Raw genomic sequence first — 16,671 nt, 5'->3', positions numbered from 1 at the left:
CCCGCGTCCTTTCACTGTGTCCCGGGATCGCCGGCGGCGTCCCCGTCTTCTTCGGCCCAGGCCACCGCCATGCCGTGCGGATAGCGCAGGTCCCAGCGTTCCACCGGCGCGTCGCGGCGCTCGCGCACGACGTCGGCCGCCCGTACCAGAGCATTCAGGCGGGCCGCCTCGGCGTCCCGCCCCATCAGGATCCGCCCCCCGGACTCCAGACGGATGGTCCAGTCATGCCGACGCCCCTCGGCCACGCCGGCCACCTCCAGGCCGGCATCCGCCAGACGTGCCGACACCTCGAGGTAGCGGCGCATCAGCACCACCTGGCGCCCGTCCTGCCCCTCCAGAGCGGGCAGGTAGTCCCACTCGGCCTGATCCACCGGCCCGAACACCCGGCCATGCCGATCGACCAGCTGCTCCTCGCCCCAGCGCGCCACCGGCACCGGTTCGCGCACCTCGACCACCAGCGTCCCCGGCCATTGCCGGCGCAGCTGCACACCATCGATCCAGGGCTCGGCGACCAGCGAACGTTCCAGTGCCGCCAGATCGGCGGTAATGAACCCCGGCGCGTGGCGACGCGCGAGTTCACGCACCCGCTCCACGTCGGCGTAGCGCGGCTCGCCGGCAATCTCGATGCTTTCCACCGGCACCAGCGCGTCCGGCTCGAAGCGGGTCGTCGCCAGCAGGACCAGCACGATCGCCGCGGCCAGCGCCATTCCGGCCAGCAGGCGCAGGGCCGGGCCGGACACGCTGCGCAGCCGCGCGAAGCGCGCTGCCGGCGGGGTGCGCCGGCGATTCATCGCAGCCCTCCGCACTGGAAACTGGAGTCCAGGATGCGCAGGCACAGGGTGTCGAAATCGATCCCCGCCTCGGCCGCCGCCTTGGGCACCAGGCTGTGATCCGTCATGCCGGGCACGGTGTTGATCTCGATCAGATGGTTGTCGCCGTGCTCGTCCTGCAGGATGTCGACCCGACCCCAGCCGCAGCCTTCCAGCGCGGCAAACGCACCCAGCGCCAGTGACTGCAATTCGAGTAACGAGCTTTCATCCAGCGGCGGCGGGCAGACATACCCGGTGCGGTCCGACTCGTATTTCGCGTGGTAGTCGTAGAACCCGCCGTCGGCACGGATCTCGACCACCGGGAGCGGCTGGTTGTCGAGGATGGCCACGGTGTATTCGTGGCCCTCGATCCACTGTTCGGCGAAGATCTGCCCGGGCTGGCTGCGCGCCGCCTCCCAGGCGGCCGGGAGATCGGCCGCCCGATCCACCCGGGTAATGCCCAGGCTCGAGCCCCCGCGGGCCGGCTTCACGATCAGGGGCAGCCCCAGCGCCTCGGCCACCGCATCCGGGTCGAACCCCGGGTTCAGCAACCGGTAGGGCGCACTGGGCAGGTTGCTCCCGGTCCACAGTCGCTTGCAGGCCAGCTTGTCCATCCCCAGGGCGGAACCCAGCACGCCGGTGCCGGTGTAGGGCATGCCGGCCAGGTCCAGGCAGCCCTGCAGGGCCCCGTCCTCGCCACACTCTCCATGCAACGCGATGAAGACCCGGTCGAACCCCTCCAGGGGGAGGTGCAGATGCCCCATGTGCGCCCGCGTGAGATCGACCGGATGCGCATCCACGCCCTGACGTCGCAGGGCCGCCAGCACGGCGTTGCCGCTGGCCAGCGAGACCTCGCGCTCTCCGGACCAGCCGCCCATCAATACCGCCACCCGGCCATAGTCGCGGGGTTCTGCGTCGTTACGATTCATGCCGTTCCCTCGCTGTCGTCGCCCGGGTCGATGAACCGGCCCAGGATGCGTACCTCCGGCTCCAGGCGGACGCCGAACCGCTGCTCCACCGTGTTGCGCACCGTGTCGATCAGGCGCTCGATGTCTTCCGCCCGCGCCGTACCGTCATGAGTGATGAAATTGGCATGCACCGGCGACACCTCGGCCGCGCCGGCGCGCAGGCCCTTGAGCCCGGCGGCCTCGATCAGGCGTGCGGCGTGATCGCCTTTCGGGTTGCGGAACACCGAGCCGCAGGACGGCTGACCCAGCGGCTGTTTCGCCGAGCGTTCGCGCAGCAGTTTGCGGATGCGCCGGGTACCGGCCTCCGGGTCGCCCGGGCTCAGACGCAGGGTCGCCCCGGTGAACCACAGGCGTTCACGCGGATCGAGCCCCTGGACCCGGCGGTAACCGACCCGGAACGCATCCGGGCGGCGGGTTTCCAGCCGGCCCTCACGGTCGATCACCTCCACCGATTCCACCAGGGGCCAGGTCTCGCCGCCCCAGGCCCCGGCGTTCATCTGCAGGGCGCCGCCCACGGTGCCGGGGATGCCGGCGAGGAACTCCGCCCCCACCAGGCCCTCGCGGGCACAGAAGCGCGCCGCCTGGGCACAGGCCAGCCCGCCACCCAGGAACACCCGGTCGCCGTCCAGGCGTTCGCGTTCGGCCAGAACGCCCTGCAGATGCACCACCAGCCCGGCAACGCCGCCGTCGCGCACCAGGACGTTGCTGCCGAGCCCGAGGAAGGTGATCGGCAGGTCGGGCGCGAGGCGGGCGACCTGCGCCAGCAGGTTCGCGAGATCCTCGCGGTCCGCGGGGCGGAACAGCCAGTCGGCGTGCCCGCCGGCACGCCATGAGGTCAGCGGTGCCAGCGGTGCCCGCGCCTGCAGTTCGCCGCGTGGCTGCAGCTCGTGCAGATGACGCGCCGCGGCCAGGGCAGGGTCCAGCGGTGTCATGCGCCACCTCCGGTTAGCTCTTGCGGCAGCAGGGCCGCCAGGCGACCGATGTCGCCCGCCCCCTGGGCGATGATCACGTCGTCCGCCTGCAGCAGGCCCTCCAGCACGCCGGCCACGTCCGCGGCCTGTTCCACGAAAATCGGCTCGACCTGGCCGCGCAGACGGATGGCCCGCGCCAGGCTGCGCCCGTCGGCGCTGGCGATCGGCGCCTCGCCCGCGGCATACACCTCCAGCAGGATCAGCACGTCGGTCTCCGACAGCGCCTCCACGAAGTCCTCGAACAGGTCACGGGTGCGGGTGTAGCGATGCGGCTGAAACACGGTGATCCGCCGGCGACCGGGCCAGGCATCCCGCGCCGCGGCCTGGGTCGCGGCGATCTCACGCGGATGATGGCCGTAATCGTCGACCAGCGTCACCGGCCCGGCCGGCCCCGCCCACTCGTGGACCTGGAACCGCCGCCCGATGCCCTGGAAGCGTTCGAGCGCCGTGGCGATCGCCTCGCGCGGGGCCTCCAGCTCCCAGGCCACGGCGGCCGCGGCCAGGGCGTTGAGCACGTTGTGCCGCCCCGGGAGATTGAGGGTGACCGGGAACGGCTCGCCGGCCTCCGGCAGCTGCAGGCGGAAACGCGTCTGCACGCCCTCCTGGCGCACGTCCAGGGCGCGCACATCGGCGTCAGCATCGATCGCGTAGGTCAGCCGCGGGCGTTCCAGCTCCGGCATCAGCTCGCGCACCTGCGGGTCATCGGCGCACAGGATCGCCAGCCCGTAGAAGGGCAGATGGTGCAGGAACTCGAGAAAGGTCTCGTGCAGCTGGCGAAAATCATTGCCATAGGTCCCCAGGTGATCGGCATCGATGTTGGTCACGATCGCGAGCAGCGGCTGCAGATGCAGGAACGAGGCATCGCTCTCGTCCGCCTCTGCCACCAGGTAGTCACCGGCGCCCAGGCTCGAGTGGCTGGCGGTGGAATTGAGTCGGCCGCCGATCACGAAGGTCGGATCCATCCCCGCCTCCGCCAGCACGCTGGCCACCAGACTGGTCGTGGTGGTCTTGCCATGGGTCCCGGCGACCGCAATCCCGAAGCGGAAACGCATCAGTTCCGCCAGCATCTCGGCACGCCGCACGATCGGGATACCGCGCTCGCGCGCCGCGGCGACCTCGGGATTGGACGGATCGATGGCCGAAGACACCACCAGCACATCGGCCTCGGCCACGTTCTCCGGCCGGTGCTCGCCGACCACGCGCACGCCCATCTCCACCAGGCGGTCGATCATCGGCGACCGCCCCAGGTCCGAACCCGAGACCCGATAACCCAGCTGATGCAGCACCTCGGCGATGCCGCTCATCCCGGAGCCGCCGATCCCCACGCAGTGGATCCGGCGGATGCGGCGCATCGCATGTTCCGGCAGGCGCGCGTGGCTCATGATCCCTCCCCCGCGGGGCCCGGCCCCGCCAGTTCCACACAGACATCGGCGAGGCGCGCGGCACTGTCGGGGCAGGCCAGCGCCCGCGCGCGTTCGGCACGGTCGCGCAGGGTCTCGCGGTCCAGCGAGCCCAGCAGCTGCGCCAGCGCCTGCGGCTCCAGCTCGGCATCGCGGAAACGCCAGGCCGCCCCGGCGTCCACCAGGGCCTGAGCATTCGCGTACTGGTGATCGTCCACCGCATGCGGATACGGCACGAACACCGCGGCCACACCGGCGGCCGCCACCTCGGCCACGGTCAGCGCCCCGGCGCGACAGATCACCAGATCCGCCTCGGCCCAGGCCGCCTCCATGTCCGCGATGAACTCGGTGACCGTGGCTTCCACCCCGGCTTCGGCATACGCCGCGCGGGCTTCTTCCAGGGTGCGCGAGCCGGCCTGGTGCAGAACCTGCGGGCGCTGCTCCGACGGCAGCAGGCCGAGCGCGGCGGGCACCGCGTGATTCAGCGAACGCGCGCCCAGGCTGCCCCCCAGGACCAGCACATTGAGCGGCCCGCTGCGTGCGGCGTAGCGCTCGCCCGGCGCAGGCAGGGCCGCGATCGCGGAGCGCACGGGATTGCCAACCCGCGTGGCGCGCACACCGTGCGGGAAGGCACCGTCGAAACCGGCGTACACGCGGTCGGCGACCTTCGCCAGCCAGCGGTTGGTCAGGCCGGCCACCGCATTCTGTTCGTGAATCACCAGAGGGCGTCCCAGGGCCGCGGCCATCAGCCCGCCGGGTCCGGCGGCAAACCCGCCGAAACCGATCACCGCCTGCGGGCGGATGCGCCGGAGCAGCACCAGGGCCGCCCACAGCGACAGCCCCAGGCGCCAGGGGGCGAAGGCCAGGCCGAACAGCCCCTTGCCGCGAATACCGGCGATCGGGAGGGTGTGCAGGTCAATCCCGGCCTGCGGCACCAGGCGCGCCTCCACGCCCGCACGAGTCCCCAGCCAGACCACCTCGACCCCGCGCTCGCGCAGGGCCTCGGCCACCGCCAGCCCGGGGAAGACATGGCCGCCGGTACCGCCGGCCATGATCAGCACGCGCGGGGCCGTCATGCCGCACCTCCGCTCTGCCGGGCGGTGCGCGAACGCCGGCGAGGCACCGGGGCCGGTGCCGGGGTCCGCGCCTCGCGGGCCACCCGCAATACCAGACCGACCGCAATCAGACTGACGATCAGCGAACTGCCGCCGTAGGACAAAAACGGCAGCGTCATCCCCTTGGTCGGCAGCAGCCCCATGTTCACGCCCATGTTCAGGGCCGCCTGCAGGCCCAGCCAGATCGCCACGCCAAAGCTCAGATGGGCACCGAAGGCATGACCGCTGCGCTGGGCCTCCAGGCCGATGCGCAGGCAGCGCCAGACCAGCCCTGCGAACAGTGCGATCAGCACCAGCACACCGAAGAAACCGAACTCCTCGGCGAACACCGCGAACAGGAAATCGTTGTGTGCCTCCGGCAGGTAGAACAGCTTCTGCACGCTGCCGCCCAGCCCCGACCCGGTCACCCCGCCGGAGCCGATCGCGATCAGCGACTGGGTCAGCTGAAAACCGCTCGCGAACGGGTCCTGCCACGGGTCCAGGAAGGCCGTCAGGCGAGCCATGCGGTAAGGCGCCGCAACCGCGGCGACCGCCATGCCCGCCGCGATCGTGCCCCCCAGCGCGAGGAACTGCGACAGGCGGGCGCCGGCGAGGAACAGCATGCCCATGCCGATCGCCAGCATGATCGCGGCCCCGCCGAAATCCGGCTGCAGCAACAGCAGGACGGTACCGGCCCCCAGCACCACCAGCGGACGCACGAACCCGGCCAGCTGCAGGCGCAGGGTGGAGTAATGGCGCACGATGTAGCCCGCCAGGTACATCACCACCAGCAACTTGGCCAGCTCGGCCACCTGCAGGTTGAACGCTCCCAGCGGAATCCAGCGGGTTGCCCCGTTGACCGTGCGTCCGACGCCGGGCAGCAGGACCACCACCAGGATCAGCAGGAACAGCGCCAGCAGCCACGGGCCGGCGCGTTCCCAGCGCGCCAGCGGCACGTTCCATGCCGCCACCGCGGCCATCGTACCCAGGGCGGCAAACAGCACCTGGCGCTGCAGAAAGTGCCAGGCATTGCCGAAATCACGCGCACCCATCTCCATGGAGGCCGAAGCGACCATCACCAGCCCCAGCGCCACCAGCGCCGCGGTCAGCGCCAGCAGCGGCAGGTCCACCTCCTGCTGCAGGCGCCGGACCATGGGCGAAGTCGGCTGGCTGACCGGGGCGCTCATGCGGCCAGCTCCCGCACGGCCCGGGCGAAGGCGTCACCCCGGGCGCGATAGTCCGGATACATGTCCAGGCTGGCGCAGGCGGGCGACAGCAACACGGTGTCACCCGGCTGCGCCCATTCCGCGGCATGCGCCACCGCCGCATCCATGTCGTCGACCCGCTGCACCGGCACCACCGGGGCGAGGGCACGCGCGATCAACGGTGCGTCCTCTCCCAGCAGCACTGCGCCGCGCACCTTGCCGGCCAGCTGATCGGCCAGCGGGGCGAAATCCTGCCCCTTGGCCTGGCCACCGGCGATCAGAACCAGCGGCCCGGGCGTGCCGCGCAATGCGGCCAGGGTGGCACCGAGGTTGGTGCCCTTGGAATCGTTGATCCAGTCCACGCCGTCGACCGAGGCGATCCACTGCGAGCGATGCGGCAGCCCCGGGAAATCGGCCAGCGCCGCCAGGGCCCGCGCCCGGCGCCCGGCCGAGTCCAGCCACGGCCAGACCAGGCCCAGTGCGGCCAGGGCGTTGGCCCAGTTGTGCTGGCCACGCATGCGCAGGCGCGCGGTCTCCAGCAGGGCCTGGCCGCCACGACACAGGTGCGGTCCCTCCCCGTGGCCGCCGACACAAACGCCCCAGTCGGCGTCCGCCGCCGGCACGCCCAGACCGAAGGTCTCGCGTGCCATGCCCGGCGGTGTGGTCAGTTCCGCCACCATCGGGTCGTCACGATTGAGCAGTCCGCGCCGCGCGCCGCGGAACACCCGCTGCTTGGCGCGCAGATAGGCGGCCATGTCGGGATAGCGATCGAGGTGATCCGGCGACAGGTTGAGCACCACCGCTGCAGCGGGCGCCAGATCGTGACACCGTTCCAGCTGGAAGCTGGACAGCTCCAGCACGAACACCTCCGGGTCGCGTTCCAGCAGGTCCAGCGCCGGGGTCCCGTAGTTGCCCCCCACCGCCACCGCGTAGCCGGCCGCATCCAGCAGTTCGCCGGCCAGCGCGGTCACGGTGCTCTTGCCGTTGGAACCGGTGATCGCGATCACCGGGGCTCCGGCCTCGCGGGCAAACAGGTCGATGTCGCCGGTGACTTCGGCACCGGCCTCACTGGCGGCGGCGATCACCGGGTGTTCCAGGGCCACCCCGGGCGAGACGATCAGGCGACGCACCCCGCTCGCATCCAGGCCGTCCAGCGGGCCGACCCAACGCTCGTTCAGGATCCGCGCCAGTTCGGGATCGGCACAGGCCGGCGGCTCGCGACGGGTATCGGTGACCGCGAACGACATCCCGCGCGCGAGCAGGTAGCGCGCCACCGACTGCCCGGTGGCGCCCAGCCCGACGATCAGGTTGTCGCTTCGCACCCGTTCCATCAGCGCACCTTCAGGGTCGCCAGACCGATGAGGACGAACACCACGGTCAGGATCCAGAAACGCACGATCACGCGCGGCTCCGGCCAGCCCTTGAGTTCGAAGTGGTGATGCAGCGGCGCCATGCGGAACATCCGCCGTCCGGTCAGCTTGAACGAGGCGACCTGCAGCATGACCGAGACGGTCTCCAGCACGAACACGCCGCCCATGATCAGCAGCACGATCTCCTGGCGGGTCAAGATCGCCATCATCCCCAGCGCCGCGCCCAGGGCGAGGGCCCCGACATCGCCCATGAACACCTGCGCGGGATAGGTGTTGAACCACAGGAACCCGAGCCCCGCCCCCACCAGCGAGGCGGCGAAGATGCCCACCTCGCCAACCCCGGGGACCGCGGGAATGCCGAGATAGTCGGCGAACACCGCGTGGCCCGCGGCATAGGCGAAGATGCCCAGCGCGCCGGCGACCAGCACCGCCGGCATGATGGCCAGGCCGTCGAGCCCGTCGGTCAGGTTGACCGCATTGGACGAGCCGACCACCACCAGCCACACCAGCGGGATGAACAGCCAGCCCAGACTGAACTCGATGTCCTTGAACACCGGCAGATAAAAGGTGGTTTCCACCGGATCCTGGGCCGTGAGCATGATCACCCCGGCGGCCACCAGGGCGAACAGGGTCTGCCACAGCAGCTTGGATCGGGCCGACAGCCCCTGGCTGTTGCCGTAACGCAGCTTGAGGTAGTCATCCCAGCCGCCGACGGCGCCGAAGGCCAGCGTGGTCAGCAGCACGATCCAGACGAAACGATTCGTCAGGTCGCTCCACAGCAGGGTGGCCACCGCCACGGCCACCAGGATCAGCGCACCGCCCATGGTGGGCGTGCCGGCCTTGCTCAGGTGCGATTCGGGGCCGTCCTCGCGGATGTTCTGACCCACCTTGCCCAGGGTCAGACGGCGAATCACCGAGGGACCGATCAGGAGCGCGATCGCCAGCGCCGTCACCACCCCGAGGATGGCGCGCAGGGTCAGGTACTGGAAGACCGTGAACCCGGAATGGAACTGGGCGAGATATTCAGTCAGTGCGAACAGCATCCGCCGCCTCCGGATTCACGGGCTGCGCGTCCAGCGCCTCCACGATGGATTCCATGTGCTGGCTGCGCGAACCCTTGACCAGCACGGTGGTTCGCTCGTCCAGCAACCCCTGCAGCCGCGCGACCAGTGCGGCATGATCGGGGAACCACTCGCCCTGCTCGCCGAAGGCATCGGCGGTTTCGCGGCCCAGCTCGCCGAGCGCCAGGCAGAAATCGATCCCCATTGCGCGGGCCTCCTGCCCGGTGGCCGCGTGCAGGGCCGCGGCATCGCCGCCCAGCTCGCCCATTTCCCCCAGCACCAGGATGCGCCGACCGGGCACCGCCGCCAGCACCTCCAGGCCGGCCCGCAGGGAATCGGGGTTGGCGTTGTAGCTGTCGTCCCAGATGCGGGCACCGCCGGCGTGCTGCAGTGCCTGCAGGCGACCGGCGACCGGGCGCCAGTCGCCCAGTCCCTGCGCAATGATGTCGATCGCGGCGCCCGCGGCATTGGCGGCGGCAGCGGCCGCCACGGCATTCGCCGCGACATGGCGGCCGGGACCGGCAAGGCGGATCTCGCGGCTGGCCCCGAGGATCGTGAGGCGCAGGCGATCCGGGGCGACCCACACGCCCTCGACCTCGCCGCCCCCCTCGAGGGAGAAGCGCTGCAGATGATGGTGCTCGTTGAGCGAGAGCCAGTAGTCGGCAAACGGGTCGTCCAGATTCACCACTGCGGTTCCGCCCTGGGCCGGCAGCCCCGAATAGATCTCGGCCTTCGCGTGCGCCACGCCTTCCAGGCTGCCGAAACCTTCGAGGTGGGCATGACCGGCGTTGGTGATCATAGCGACGTGCGGCTGGGTCCAGGCGGCCATGCGGCCGATCTCGCCGGCGTGGTTGGCACCCAGTTCGATCACCGCGAAATCGGTATCCTCCGGCATCGCCAGCAGGGTCAGCGGTGTCCCGATCTCGTTGTTCAGGTTGCCTTCGCTGGCATGCACCCGCCCCATGCGCGCGAGGATCGAGCGCAGCATCTCGCGGGTGGTGGTCTTGCCGTTGGAGCCGGTCAGCGCGATCACCCGCGCATGGCACCGCCTGCGCCAGGTCGCGGCCAGTCGCCCCAGGGCCTCGCCGGTGTCGGGCACCACCACCTGGGTCTGCGGCAGGTCTTCGCGTGCGCGGCGAACCAGCAGCACCGGTGCCGGCAAGTCGGCGTGCAGATGGTCATGGGCATCAAAGTTCGGACCGCGCAGGGCGACGAACAGCCCGCCTTCACGCGGGGTACGCGTGTCGCTGAACACGCCGGTGAATGCCACCCCGGCGTCCCCCTGCAGGCGCCCGCCCACGGCGGTCGCCAGTTCTCCGGCCGTCATCCGGATCATCGCTCCCCCTCCCCGAAAATCCCCTCGCGCGCCAGCCGGGCCGCCAGCTCGCGATCACTGAATGGATGAAACCGGTCACCGATCTGCTGGGTGGTTTCGTGCCCCTTGCCCGCCAGCAGCACGATGTCGCCCGGCCCGGCATCGGCGACCGCGGTACGCACCGCGGCTTCGCGATCGCCCATCTCGCGGCAGCGCGCGGGATCGTCACAGCCCTGGAGCACGGCGTGACGGATGGCCGCCGCATCCTCGTGGCGCGGATTGTCATCGGTCACGATCACCCGGTCCGCGGCACGCATGGCCACGCGCCCCATCGCCGGACGCTTGCCCCGGTCGCGATCGCCGCCGCAGCCGAAGACCACCAACAGGCGGCCACGCACATGCGGACGCAACGCACTCAATGCGGCCTCCAGGGCCTGCGCGGTGTGGGCGTAATCGACCACCAGCTGGGCTCCGCCCGGCAGATCGTGACGCTCCATGCGCCCGGGGACCCCGGGCAGCTCGGCCACCGCGTCCGCGGCGGCCTCCCAGGCATGTCCGAGGGCATGCAGGGCGGCCAGAGTGGCCAGCAGGTTCTCGACCTGAAACCATCCGTACAGCCGCGACCGCACCGGCACGCGCCGCCCGTCGGCAACGAGCACGAAGTGCAGTCCCTCCGGGCCGGCCTGGATCGCCTCGGCACGCGCCATCGCTGCGGAAGACCCCAGACCCCAGGTGATGTCGGTGATGCCCTCGGGCACCGGACGGCGCAGAAGCTCGTGACCGAGCTCGTCATCGGCGTTGATCACCCGCGTGCGCAGTCCCGGGCGGTCGAACAGCATGGCCTTGGCCTCGGCATACGCGGCCTGACTGCCATGGAAATCCAGATGATCCGTGCCCAGGCGGGTCAGCACCGCGACACGCACCGGAACCCCGTCCAGACGCCCCTGGACGAGCCCGTGCGAAGAGGCCTCCAGCGCCGCGGCTTCGCAGCCTTCGCGCGCCAGCCCGGCCAGATGCCGATGGAGCTCGAGCACGCCCGGGGTCGTGTGCCCGGCCGGGCGCAGCTGCCCCGGACGCCCGACGCCCAGGGTGCCAACCAGTCCGGTCGGGGTACCCAGACGTTCGAGTGCCGCTGCAATCAGATGCGTCACCGATGTCTTGCCGTCGGTGCCGGTCACCGCGACGATCGGTGCGGCCTCCGGCCAGGCGCCGAATACCCGCTGCGCCATGACCGGCAACAGGGCACGCAGCCCCGGCACATGAACGCCGGGCACCCCGGGCGAGCCGGCGGGGGGCCCCGCATCGGCCTCGTCCCACAGGATCACGCCGGCGCCGCGCGCCGCGGCATCCTCGGCGTGGGCCAGACCGTGCTCGCGGGTTCCCCGGAGAGCCACGAACCCGGCGCCCGGGGTCACCGCGCGGCTGTCCTGCACAAGGTCGGTCACGACCAGCGGGCCGTGGCCCTCCAGGGCCTCGGGGAACTGCGCGTGCAGATCCACCCCGGCCACCCGTGGATCGGTCGCCGCGGCGGTCATGGCTGCGCCTCCTCGCCGGTGGCGAGCTGCATCGGGATCTCGGGCATCGCGTCCGGGCGCACGTTGTACATGCGCAGGGCCGAGGCGGTGACCTCGCGGAACACCGGCGCCGCGACCGCCCCGCCGTAATGCACGTCGGCGGGTTCGTCCACCACCACCGCCATCACGAACCGTGGCTCGGATGCCGGGACCAGACCGACGAAACTGGAGTAGTAACGGTCCTCGGCATAACCGCCGCGCACCGCCTTGCGCGCGGTGCCGGTCTTGCCGGCGACCCGATATCCGTCGATCACGGCCTGGCGCGCGGTGCCCTCGCTGCCCACGGTATGTTCCATCATCGCGCGCAGGCGTCCGGCGGTGTCCGCGCTCATCACCCGTTGCGGCTCGCGGGCATCATCGGCGGTCTCGACCAGGCGCACCGGCAGGCGACGTCCGTCATTGGCAAAGGCCGTGTACCCGGCAGCCAGCTGCAGCGGCGTGACCGCGAGCCCGTAACCGTAGCCGAGCGTGGCCTGCTCGACCTCGCGCCAGGCGGTGAAGTCGCGCAGGGTGCCACGCGCCTCGCCCGGAAAATGCAGGCCGGTTGCCTGCCCGAAACCGGCGCGGTGCAGCGTCTGCCAGAAATCGGCCGGATCGGTGTCCAGGGCAAGACGCGTTGCGCCCACGTTGGAGGACCGCGCGATCAGCGTGGTCAGGTCGATGGTGCCGTAGTCGCGCAGATCACGGACCGTCAGACGTCCCACCTGCATCGTGCCGGGCGCGGTGTCCAGGGTCACGTGAGGGTCGACCGCATCGGCATCCAGGGCCGCCGCGACGGTAAACGGCTTGATGACCGAGCCGGGTTCGAACGCGTCCACGACCGCCCGGTTGCGAGCGCGATCGGAGCGGATCGAACTGCGATTGTTGGGGTTGAAACCGGGCTGATTGACCATCGCGAGGATGTCGCCGCTGCGCGCATCCAGCAGCACGGCCGATCCGCCGCGCGCGTCGTGGCGCTGCACCGCGGCCTTGAGTTCGCGGTAGGCCAGGAACTGCAGCCGTGCGTCCAGCGTCAGCCGCAGGGGGTTGCCTTCGCGCGCCGGACGGATGCTGGCGACGTCGCGGATGGTACGACCATGCCGGTCGCGCAGTACCCGCTTGGCGCCCGGCTGCCCGGAGAGCCAGTAGTCGAACGCGAGCTCGACCCCTTCCTGGCCCTGGTCGTCGATGTCGGTGTAACCCAGCACATGCGCGACCGCCTCACCATGCGGATAGTAACGGCGAAACTCGCGCGTCAGGGACACCCCGGGGACGCGCAGGGAGGCCACCGCTTCGGCCCGGGCCGGCAGCATGTGCCGACGCAGATAGACGAACTCGCGGTCGGCGCGATTTTCGATGCGCTCCGCCAGGGTCTCGCGGTCCATGTCCAGGGCCGCGGCCAGCTCGCCCCAGCGTTCGCGCGCCTCCAGCAGCGCCCCCGGATGCGCCCACGCGGTCTGCACCGGTGCCGAGATCGCCAGCGGTTCGCCGTGGCGATCGGTAATCGCACCGCGGTGGGCGGTCTCGGTCAGCGTGCGCACCTGGCGCGCCTCGCCCTGGGCGGACAGGAACTCGCTCTTGAACATCTGCAGATCGGCGGCGCGCAACACCAGCGCGATCAGCATCAGGACCAGCAGGACCACCAGCGCCCGCAGACGGCCCATCGAGATTTCGCGTTTCAGCGCGCCCATGCGTCCCTCCCGATCACCACGAGGCGATCCGCATCGGGGCGCAACATGCCCAGCTCCTCGCGCGCATGACGCTCGATACGCCCGGGCGTCGCCCAGGTGGACTGCTCGATCTGCAGCCGGGTCCATTCCAGGTTGAGCCGGTCGCGCTCGGCCAGCACGGCCTGCTGCTCAACGAACGCCTGACGCGCCTCGTGGCGCGCCACCACCACGCCAATCGCCGACGCAAACGCGCCCACCGACAGCGCGACGATCGCGAGCCCGCGCCAGACCATCAGTTGCGCTCCGCCACGCGCAGCACGGCCGAACGTGCCCGCGGATTGCGTTGCTGTTCCCCGGCATCCGCCCGCACCGGCTTGCCCAGCGGGCGCAACGGGCGCGGTGCCGCCTCCGGCATGACCGGCAGCCCGCGCGGGATGCGGGGGGCATCGTCACGGTCCCCGCGGAAGGCCCGCTTGACCATGCGATCTTCCAGCGAGTGGAAGGCAATCACCACCAGGCGCGCCCCGGCCGGCAGGACCTCGGGGATGGTTTCCAGCCACGTCTCCAGCTCGCGCAGCTCGGCGTTCACGTGGATGCGCAGGGCCTGGAAGGTGCGCGTCGCGGGGTGCTTGCCGGGCTCGCGGCGCGGCACCGCGGCACGCACCAGTTCCGCCAGGCGCGCCGTGCGGGTAATCGGACCTTCGGCACGGGCGCGCACGATCGCGCGAGCGATGCGCCGCGAGAAACGCTCCTCGCCGTACTGGTAGATCACGTCCGCGATCTCCTTTTCCTCGGCGCGCGCCAGCCAGTCGGCCGCGCTTTCGCCGGACGACGGGTCCATGCGCATGTCCAGCGGGCCGTCATGCTGGAAACTGAAACCGCGCGCGGCATCGTCCAGCTGCGGCGATGACACCCCGAGATCGAGGAACACGCCATCCGGCCGGCGATCGGGGTAGCGCTGCCGCAGCACCTCGGCCATGGACGAGAACGGCGCGGACTCGAACGCGAAGCGCGGATCCCCCAGAAACGAAGAGGCGGCCTCGGCCGCCTCGGGATCCCGGTCCATCGCCAGCAGGCGACCGTCCGGCCCCAGACGGTCGAGCAAGGCGCGGCTGTGGCCGCCCCGTCCGAAGGTACCGTCCACGTAGAAGCCGTCAGCGCGCACCGCCAGCCCCTCGAGCACGGCGTCCAGCAGGACCGGGACATGGGCCTGTTGCGATTCCTGCATCACAGCGAGATCGACTCGAGTTCTTCGGTATCGATGCCATCCTCGAACATCTCCTCGCAGCGCTGATCCCAGGTCGCCTGATCCCAGATCTCGAACTTCTTGCCCTGACCCAGCAGGGCCACCTGCTTGTCCATGCCGGCAAACTTGCGCAGCGGCTGCGGCAGCAACAGGCGCCCGTTGCCGTCCAGCTCGCAGTCGGAGGCATGCCCGACCAGCAGGCGCTGCAGGCGGACCACGGCCGGCTTCAGGTTGGGGCGCGACATCAGGTTCTGCTCGACCCGCTCCCATTCCGGACGCGGATACACCAGAAGACAGCGATCCGGGTGAACCGTAACCACCAGCTGGCCGTCGCAGGACGCCACGAGCTCATCGCGATAACGCGCCGGCATGGCCAGGCGTCCTTTCGCATCCAGATTGAGCTGACTGACGCCTCGAAACATGGCCGCTGGCGGTGGAATCCCACCTTCTCCCACTTTTCCCCACTTGAACCCACTATAGGTACACCCCTGTTGAGGGTCAAGGAAAAACGGGCTTGCACGAGAAAAATAAGCCTTGCATCACAGAGACTTACGGAACCCCGTCAATGCGACGGGAGAGGACGGGAGCGGACCGTTCAAAACCAGAAGCCTGGCGATCACTCTTGAGAAATTACTTGATGATTTCGCGAGCGCCCGGCCGGGACGCGCGAGACACGCGGGGACAATGGTGGGAAAAAGTGGGAGCCGGCCTGTAAGCCGGGTTCTGTCGTGGACAGTCATTCATCTGGGACGTCCGTCACCGGACGCCTCGAGCAGCCTACCCGGGTGCGATGCGGGCCACACCATGCACCCCTATTTGGCCTTGCTCCGGACGGGGTTTGCCGTGCCACGGACTGTTACCAGCCGTGCGGTGCGCTCTTACCGCACCATTTCACCCTTGCCTGTGCCCGAACGAGCCGGGCCATCGGCGGTATGTTTTCTGCGGCACTTTCCGTCGGCTTGCGCCGCCCAGGTGTTACCTGGCGTCCTGCCCTGCGGAGCCCGGACTTTCCTCCACGCCACGCAGGCGCAGCGACCGTCCGGCCGACTCCCGTTCCCCTTTTACCCGCGCCCTGCTCCCGATGCAAGGATATCCGGGGCAGTCAGGCGGGACCGTCGCCCTCTTCGCGGTCCGCCTGCTGCAGTTCCAGCGCGCGGGCGTAGAGCCGGTTGCGCGGCAGCCCGGTGGCATCGGCCAGCAGGCGCGCGGCCCGCTTGACGGGAAGCTCGGCGACCAGGCCGGCCAGCAGCCGTTCATGTTCACCGGACAGCGCGTCGCCGTCTTCGTCGACGGTCGGCGCCGGGGCCAGCACCAGCACGAATTCGCCGCGGGTGCGCCAGGCATCCACCTCCAGCCATTCGGGCAGGCAGCCGGCCGGACCGTAATAATGTTCCTCGTATTGCTTGGTCAGCTCGCGCCCGAGGAACACGGAGCGGTCCGGCGCCTGCGCGGCCAGCTCCCGGGCCGCCGCAAGGATGCGATGCGCGGACTCGAACACGATGCCGGTCTGCGGACGCGCCAGCAGTTCGGCCAGGCGTCTTTCGCGCGCACCCGCGGCGTGCGGCAGGAAGCCCTCAAAACAGAACCGGTCGCTCGGCATCCCCGAGACCGCCAGCGCGGCCAGGGGGGCGCTCGGGCCGGGCACCGCGCGCAGGGCATGGCCGGCTTCGCGGGCCCCGCGGACCAGGCGAAACCCGGGGTCCGACACCAGCGGGGTGCCCGCATCCGAGATCAGCGCCACATCTTCGCCCGCGGCCAGCTGCGCGAGCAGCCCCGCGACGCGCTGTTCTTCATTGTGTTCGTGCAGACTGACCAGCGGCGTGTCGATGCCCAGCGGCGCCAGCAGCGCGCGGCTGTGACGCGTATCCTCCGCCGCGATGCGCGAGACATGCGACAATACATCCCGGGCGCGCTGTCCCAGATCGGCCCGATTGCCGATCGGGGTGGCCACCACCCACAGGGTTCCGCCCTGCGTTGACACTGTTTCGCGCGCTTCCAATACTGACTCC

At 70.5% G+C, this 16,671-nt stretch carries 15 protein-coding genes and 1 other RNA gene; all 16 read right to left on the bottom strand.

What is annotated here, in order from left to right:
* Window positions 1-11 precede the first annotated feature (11 nt).
* Window positions 12-791: a cell division protein FtsQ/DivIB gene (locus tag C998_RS0105580; RefSeq protein WP_018869878.1), complete on the bottom strand. Its 780-nt coding sequence runs from the start codon at window positions 789-791 to the stop codon at window positions 12-14.
* On the bottom strand, window positions 788-1,738 hold the full coding sequence (locus C998_RS0105575) for a D-alanine--D-alanine ligase (RefSeq protein WP_018869877.1): 951 nt from the start codon (window positions 1,736-1,738) through the stop codon (window positions 788-790). The genes C998_RS0105580 and C998_RS0105575 overlap by 4 nt, the downstream gene beginning before the upstream one ends.
* Window positions 1,735-2,709: a UDP-N-acetylmuramate dehydrogenase gene (gene murB, locus C998_RS0105570; RefSeq protein WP_018869876.1), complete on the bottom strand. Its 975-nt coding sequence runs from the start codon at window positions 2,707-2,709 to the stop codon at window positions 1,735-1,737. Before murB ends, C998_RS0105575 begins: the two co-directional genes overlap by 4 nt.
* Window positions 2,706-4,130: a UDP-N-acetylmuramate--L-alanine ligase gene (murC, locus tag C998_RS0105565; protein WP_018869875.1), complete on the bottom strand. Its 1,425-nt coding sequence runs from the start codon at window positions 4,128-4,130 to the stop codon at window positions 2,706-2,708. Before murC ends, murB begins: the two co-directional genes overlap by 4 nt.
* Window positions 4,127-5,224, bottom strand: a complete 1,098-nt coding sequence (gene murG / locus C998_RS0105560; protein ID WP_018869874.1) for an undecaprenyldiphospho-muramoylpentapeptide beta-N-acetylglucosaminyltransferase — start codon at window positions 5,222-5,224, stop codon at window positions 4,127-4,129. Before murG ends, murC begins: the two co-directional genes overlap by 4 nt.
* Window positions 5,221-6,429: a putative lipid II flippase FtsW gene (gene ftsW / locus C998_RS0105555; protein WP_018869873.1), complete on the bottom strand. Its 1,209-nt coding sequence runs from the start codon at window positions 6,427-6,429 to the stop codon at window positions 5,221-5,223. The genes murG and ftsW overlap by 4 nt, the downstream gene beginning before the upstream one ends.
* On the bottom strand, window positions 6,426-7,778 hold the full coding sequence (gene murD / locus C998_RS0105550) for a UDP-N-acetylmuramoyl-L-alanine--D-glutamate ligase (RefSeq protein WP_018869872.1): 1,353 nt from the start codon (window positions 7,776-7,778) through the stop codon (window positions 6,426-6,428). Before murD ends, ftsW begins: the two co-directional genes overlap by 4 nt.
* Window positions 7,778-8,860, bottom strand: coding sequence for a phospho-N-acetylmuramoyl-pentapeptide-transferase (gene mraY / locus C998_RS0105545; RefSeq protein WP_026279487.1), 1,083 nt, complete (start codon window positions 8,858-8,860; stop codon window positions 7,778-7,780). Before mraY ends, murD begins: the two co-directional genes overlap by 1 nt.
* Complete coding sequence (gene murF, locus C998_RS0105540) at window positions 8,841-10,214, bottom strand: UDP-N-acetylmuramoyl-tripeptide--D-alanyl-D-alanine ligase (protein ID WP_018869870.1); 1,374 nt, start codon at window positions 10,212-10,214, stop codon at window positions 8,841-8,843. Before murF ends, mraY begins: the two co-directional genes overlap by 20 nt.
* Window positions 10,211-11,728, bottom strand: a complete 1,518-nt coding sequence (locus C998_RS0105535) for a UDP-N-acetylmuramoyl-L-alanyl-D-glutamate--2,6-diaminopimelate ligase (protein WP_018869869.1) — start codon at window positions 11,726-11,728, stop codon at window positions 10,211-10,213. The genes murF and C998_RS0105535 overlap by 4 nt, the downstream gene beginning before the upstream one ends.
* Window positions 11,725-13,437, bottom strand: a complete 1,713-nt coding sequence (locus C998_RS0105530) for a penicillin-binding protein 2 (protein ID WP_018869868.1) — start codon at window positions 13,435-13,437, stop codon at window positions 11,725-11,727. The genes C998_RS0105535 and C998_RS0105530 overlap by 4 nt, the downstream gene beginning before the upstream one ends.
* The gene (gene ftsL / locus C998_RS0105525) at window positions 13,425-13,709 is read right to left on the bottom strand and encodes a cell division protein FtsL (RefSeq protein WP_018869867.1); all 285 of its coding nucleotides are present in this window, start codon (window positions 13,707-13,709) and stop codon (window positions 13,425-13,427) included. The genes C998_RS0105530 and ftsL overlap by 13 nt, the downstream gene beginning before the upstream one ends.
* A complete protein-coding gene (gene rsmH, locus C998_RS0105520) occupies window positions 13,709-14,644 on the bottom strand; it encodes a 16S rRNA (cytosine(1402)-N(4))-methyltransferase RsmH (RefSeq protein ID WP_018869866.1) in 936 nt (311 codons plus the stop codon). The genes ftsL and rsmH overlap by 1 nt, the downstream gene beginning before the upstream one ends.
* A complete protein-coding gene (mraZ, locus tag C998_RS0105515) occupies window positions 14,644-15,084 on the bottom strand; it encodes a division/cell wall cluster transcriptional repressor MraZ (RefSeq protein WP_019021436.1) in 441 nt (146 codons plus the stop codon). The genes rsmH and mraZ overlap by 1 nt, the downstream gene beginning before the upstream one ends.
* 274 nt (window positions 15,085-15,358) lie before the next feature.
* An RNA gene (rnpB, locus tag C998_RS14345) (RNase P RNA component class A) lies at window positions 15,359-15,713 on the bottom strand.
* Between the two features lie 51 nt (window positions 15,714-15,764).
* A complete protein-coding gene (rsmI, locus tag C998_RS0105510; protein WP_018869864.1) occupies window positions 15,765-16,661 on the bottom strand; it encodes a 16S rRNA (cytidine(1402)-2'-O)-methyltransferase in 897 nt (298 codons plus the stop codon).
* Window positions 16,662-16,671 lie beyond the last annotated feature (10 nt).

Origin of the sequence: Thioalkalivibrio sp. ALgr3 (assembly GCF_000377325.1) — a bacterium.
Lineage (GTDB): Bacteria > Pseudomonadota > Gammaproteobacteria > Ectothiorhodospirales > Ectothiorhodospiraceae > Thioalkalivibrio.
Note: the sequence above shows the minus strand (reverse complement) of the source record. Positions and strands in the feature narration are given on the sequence as shown.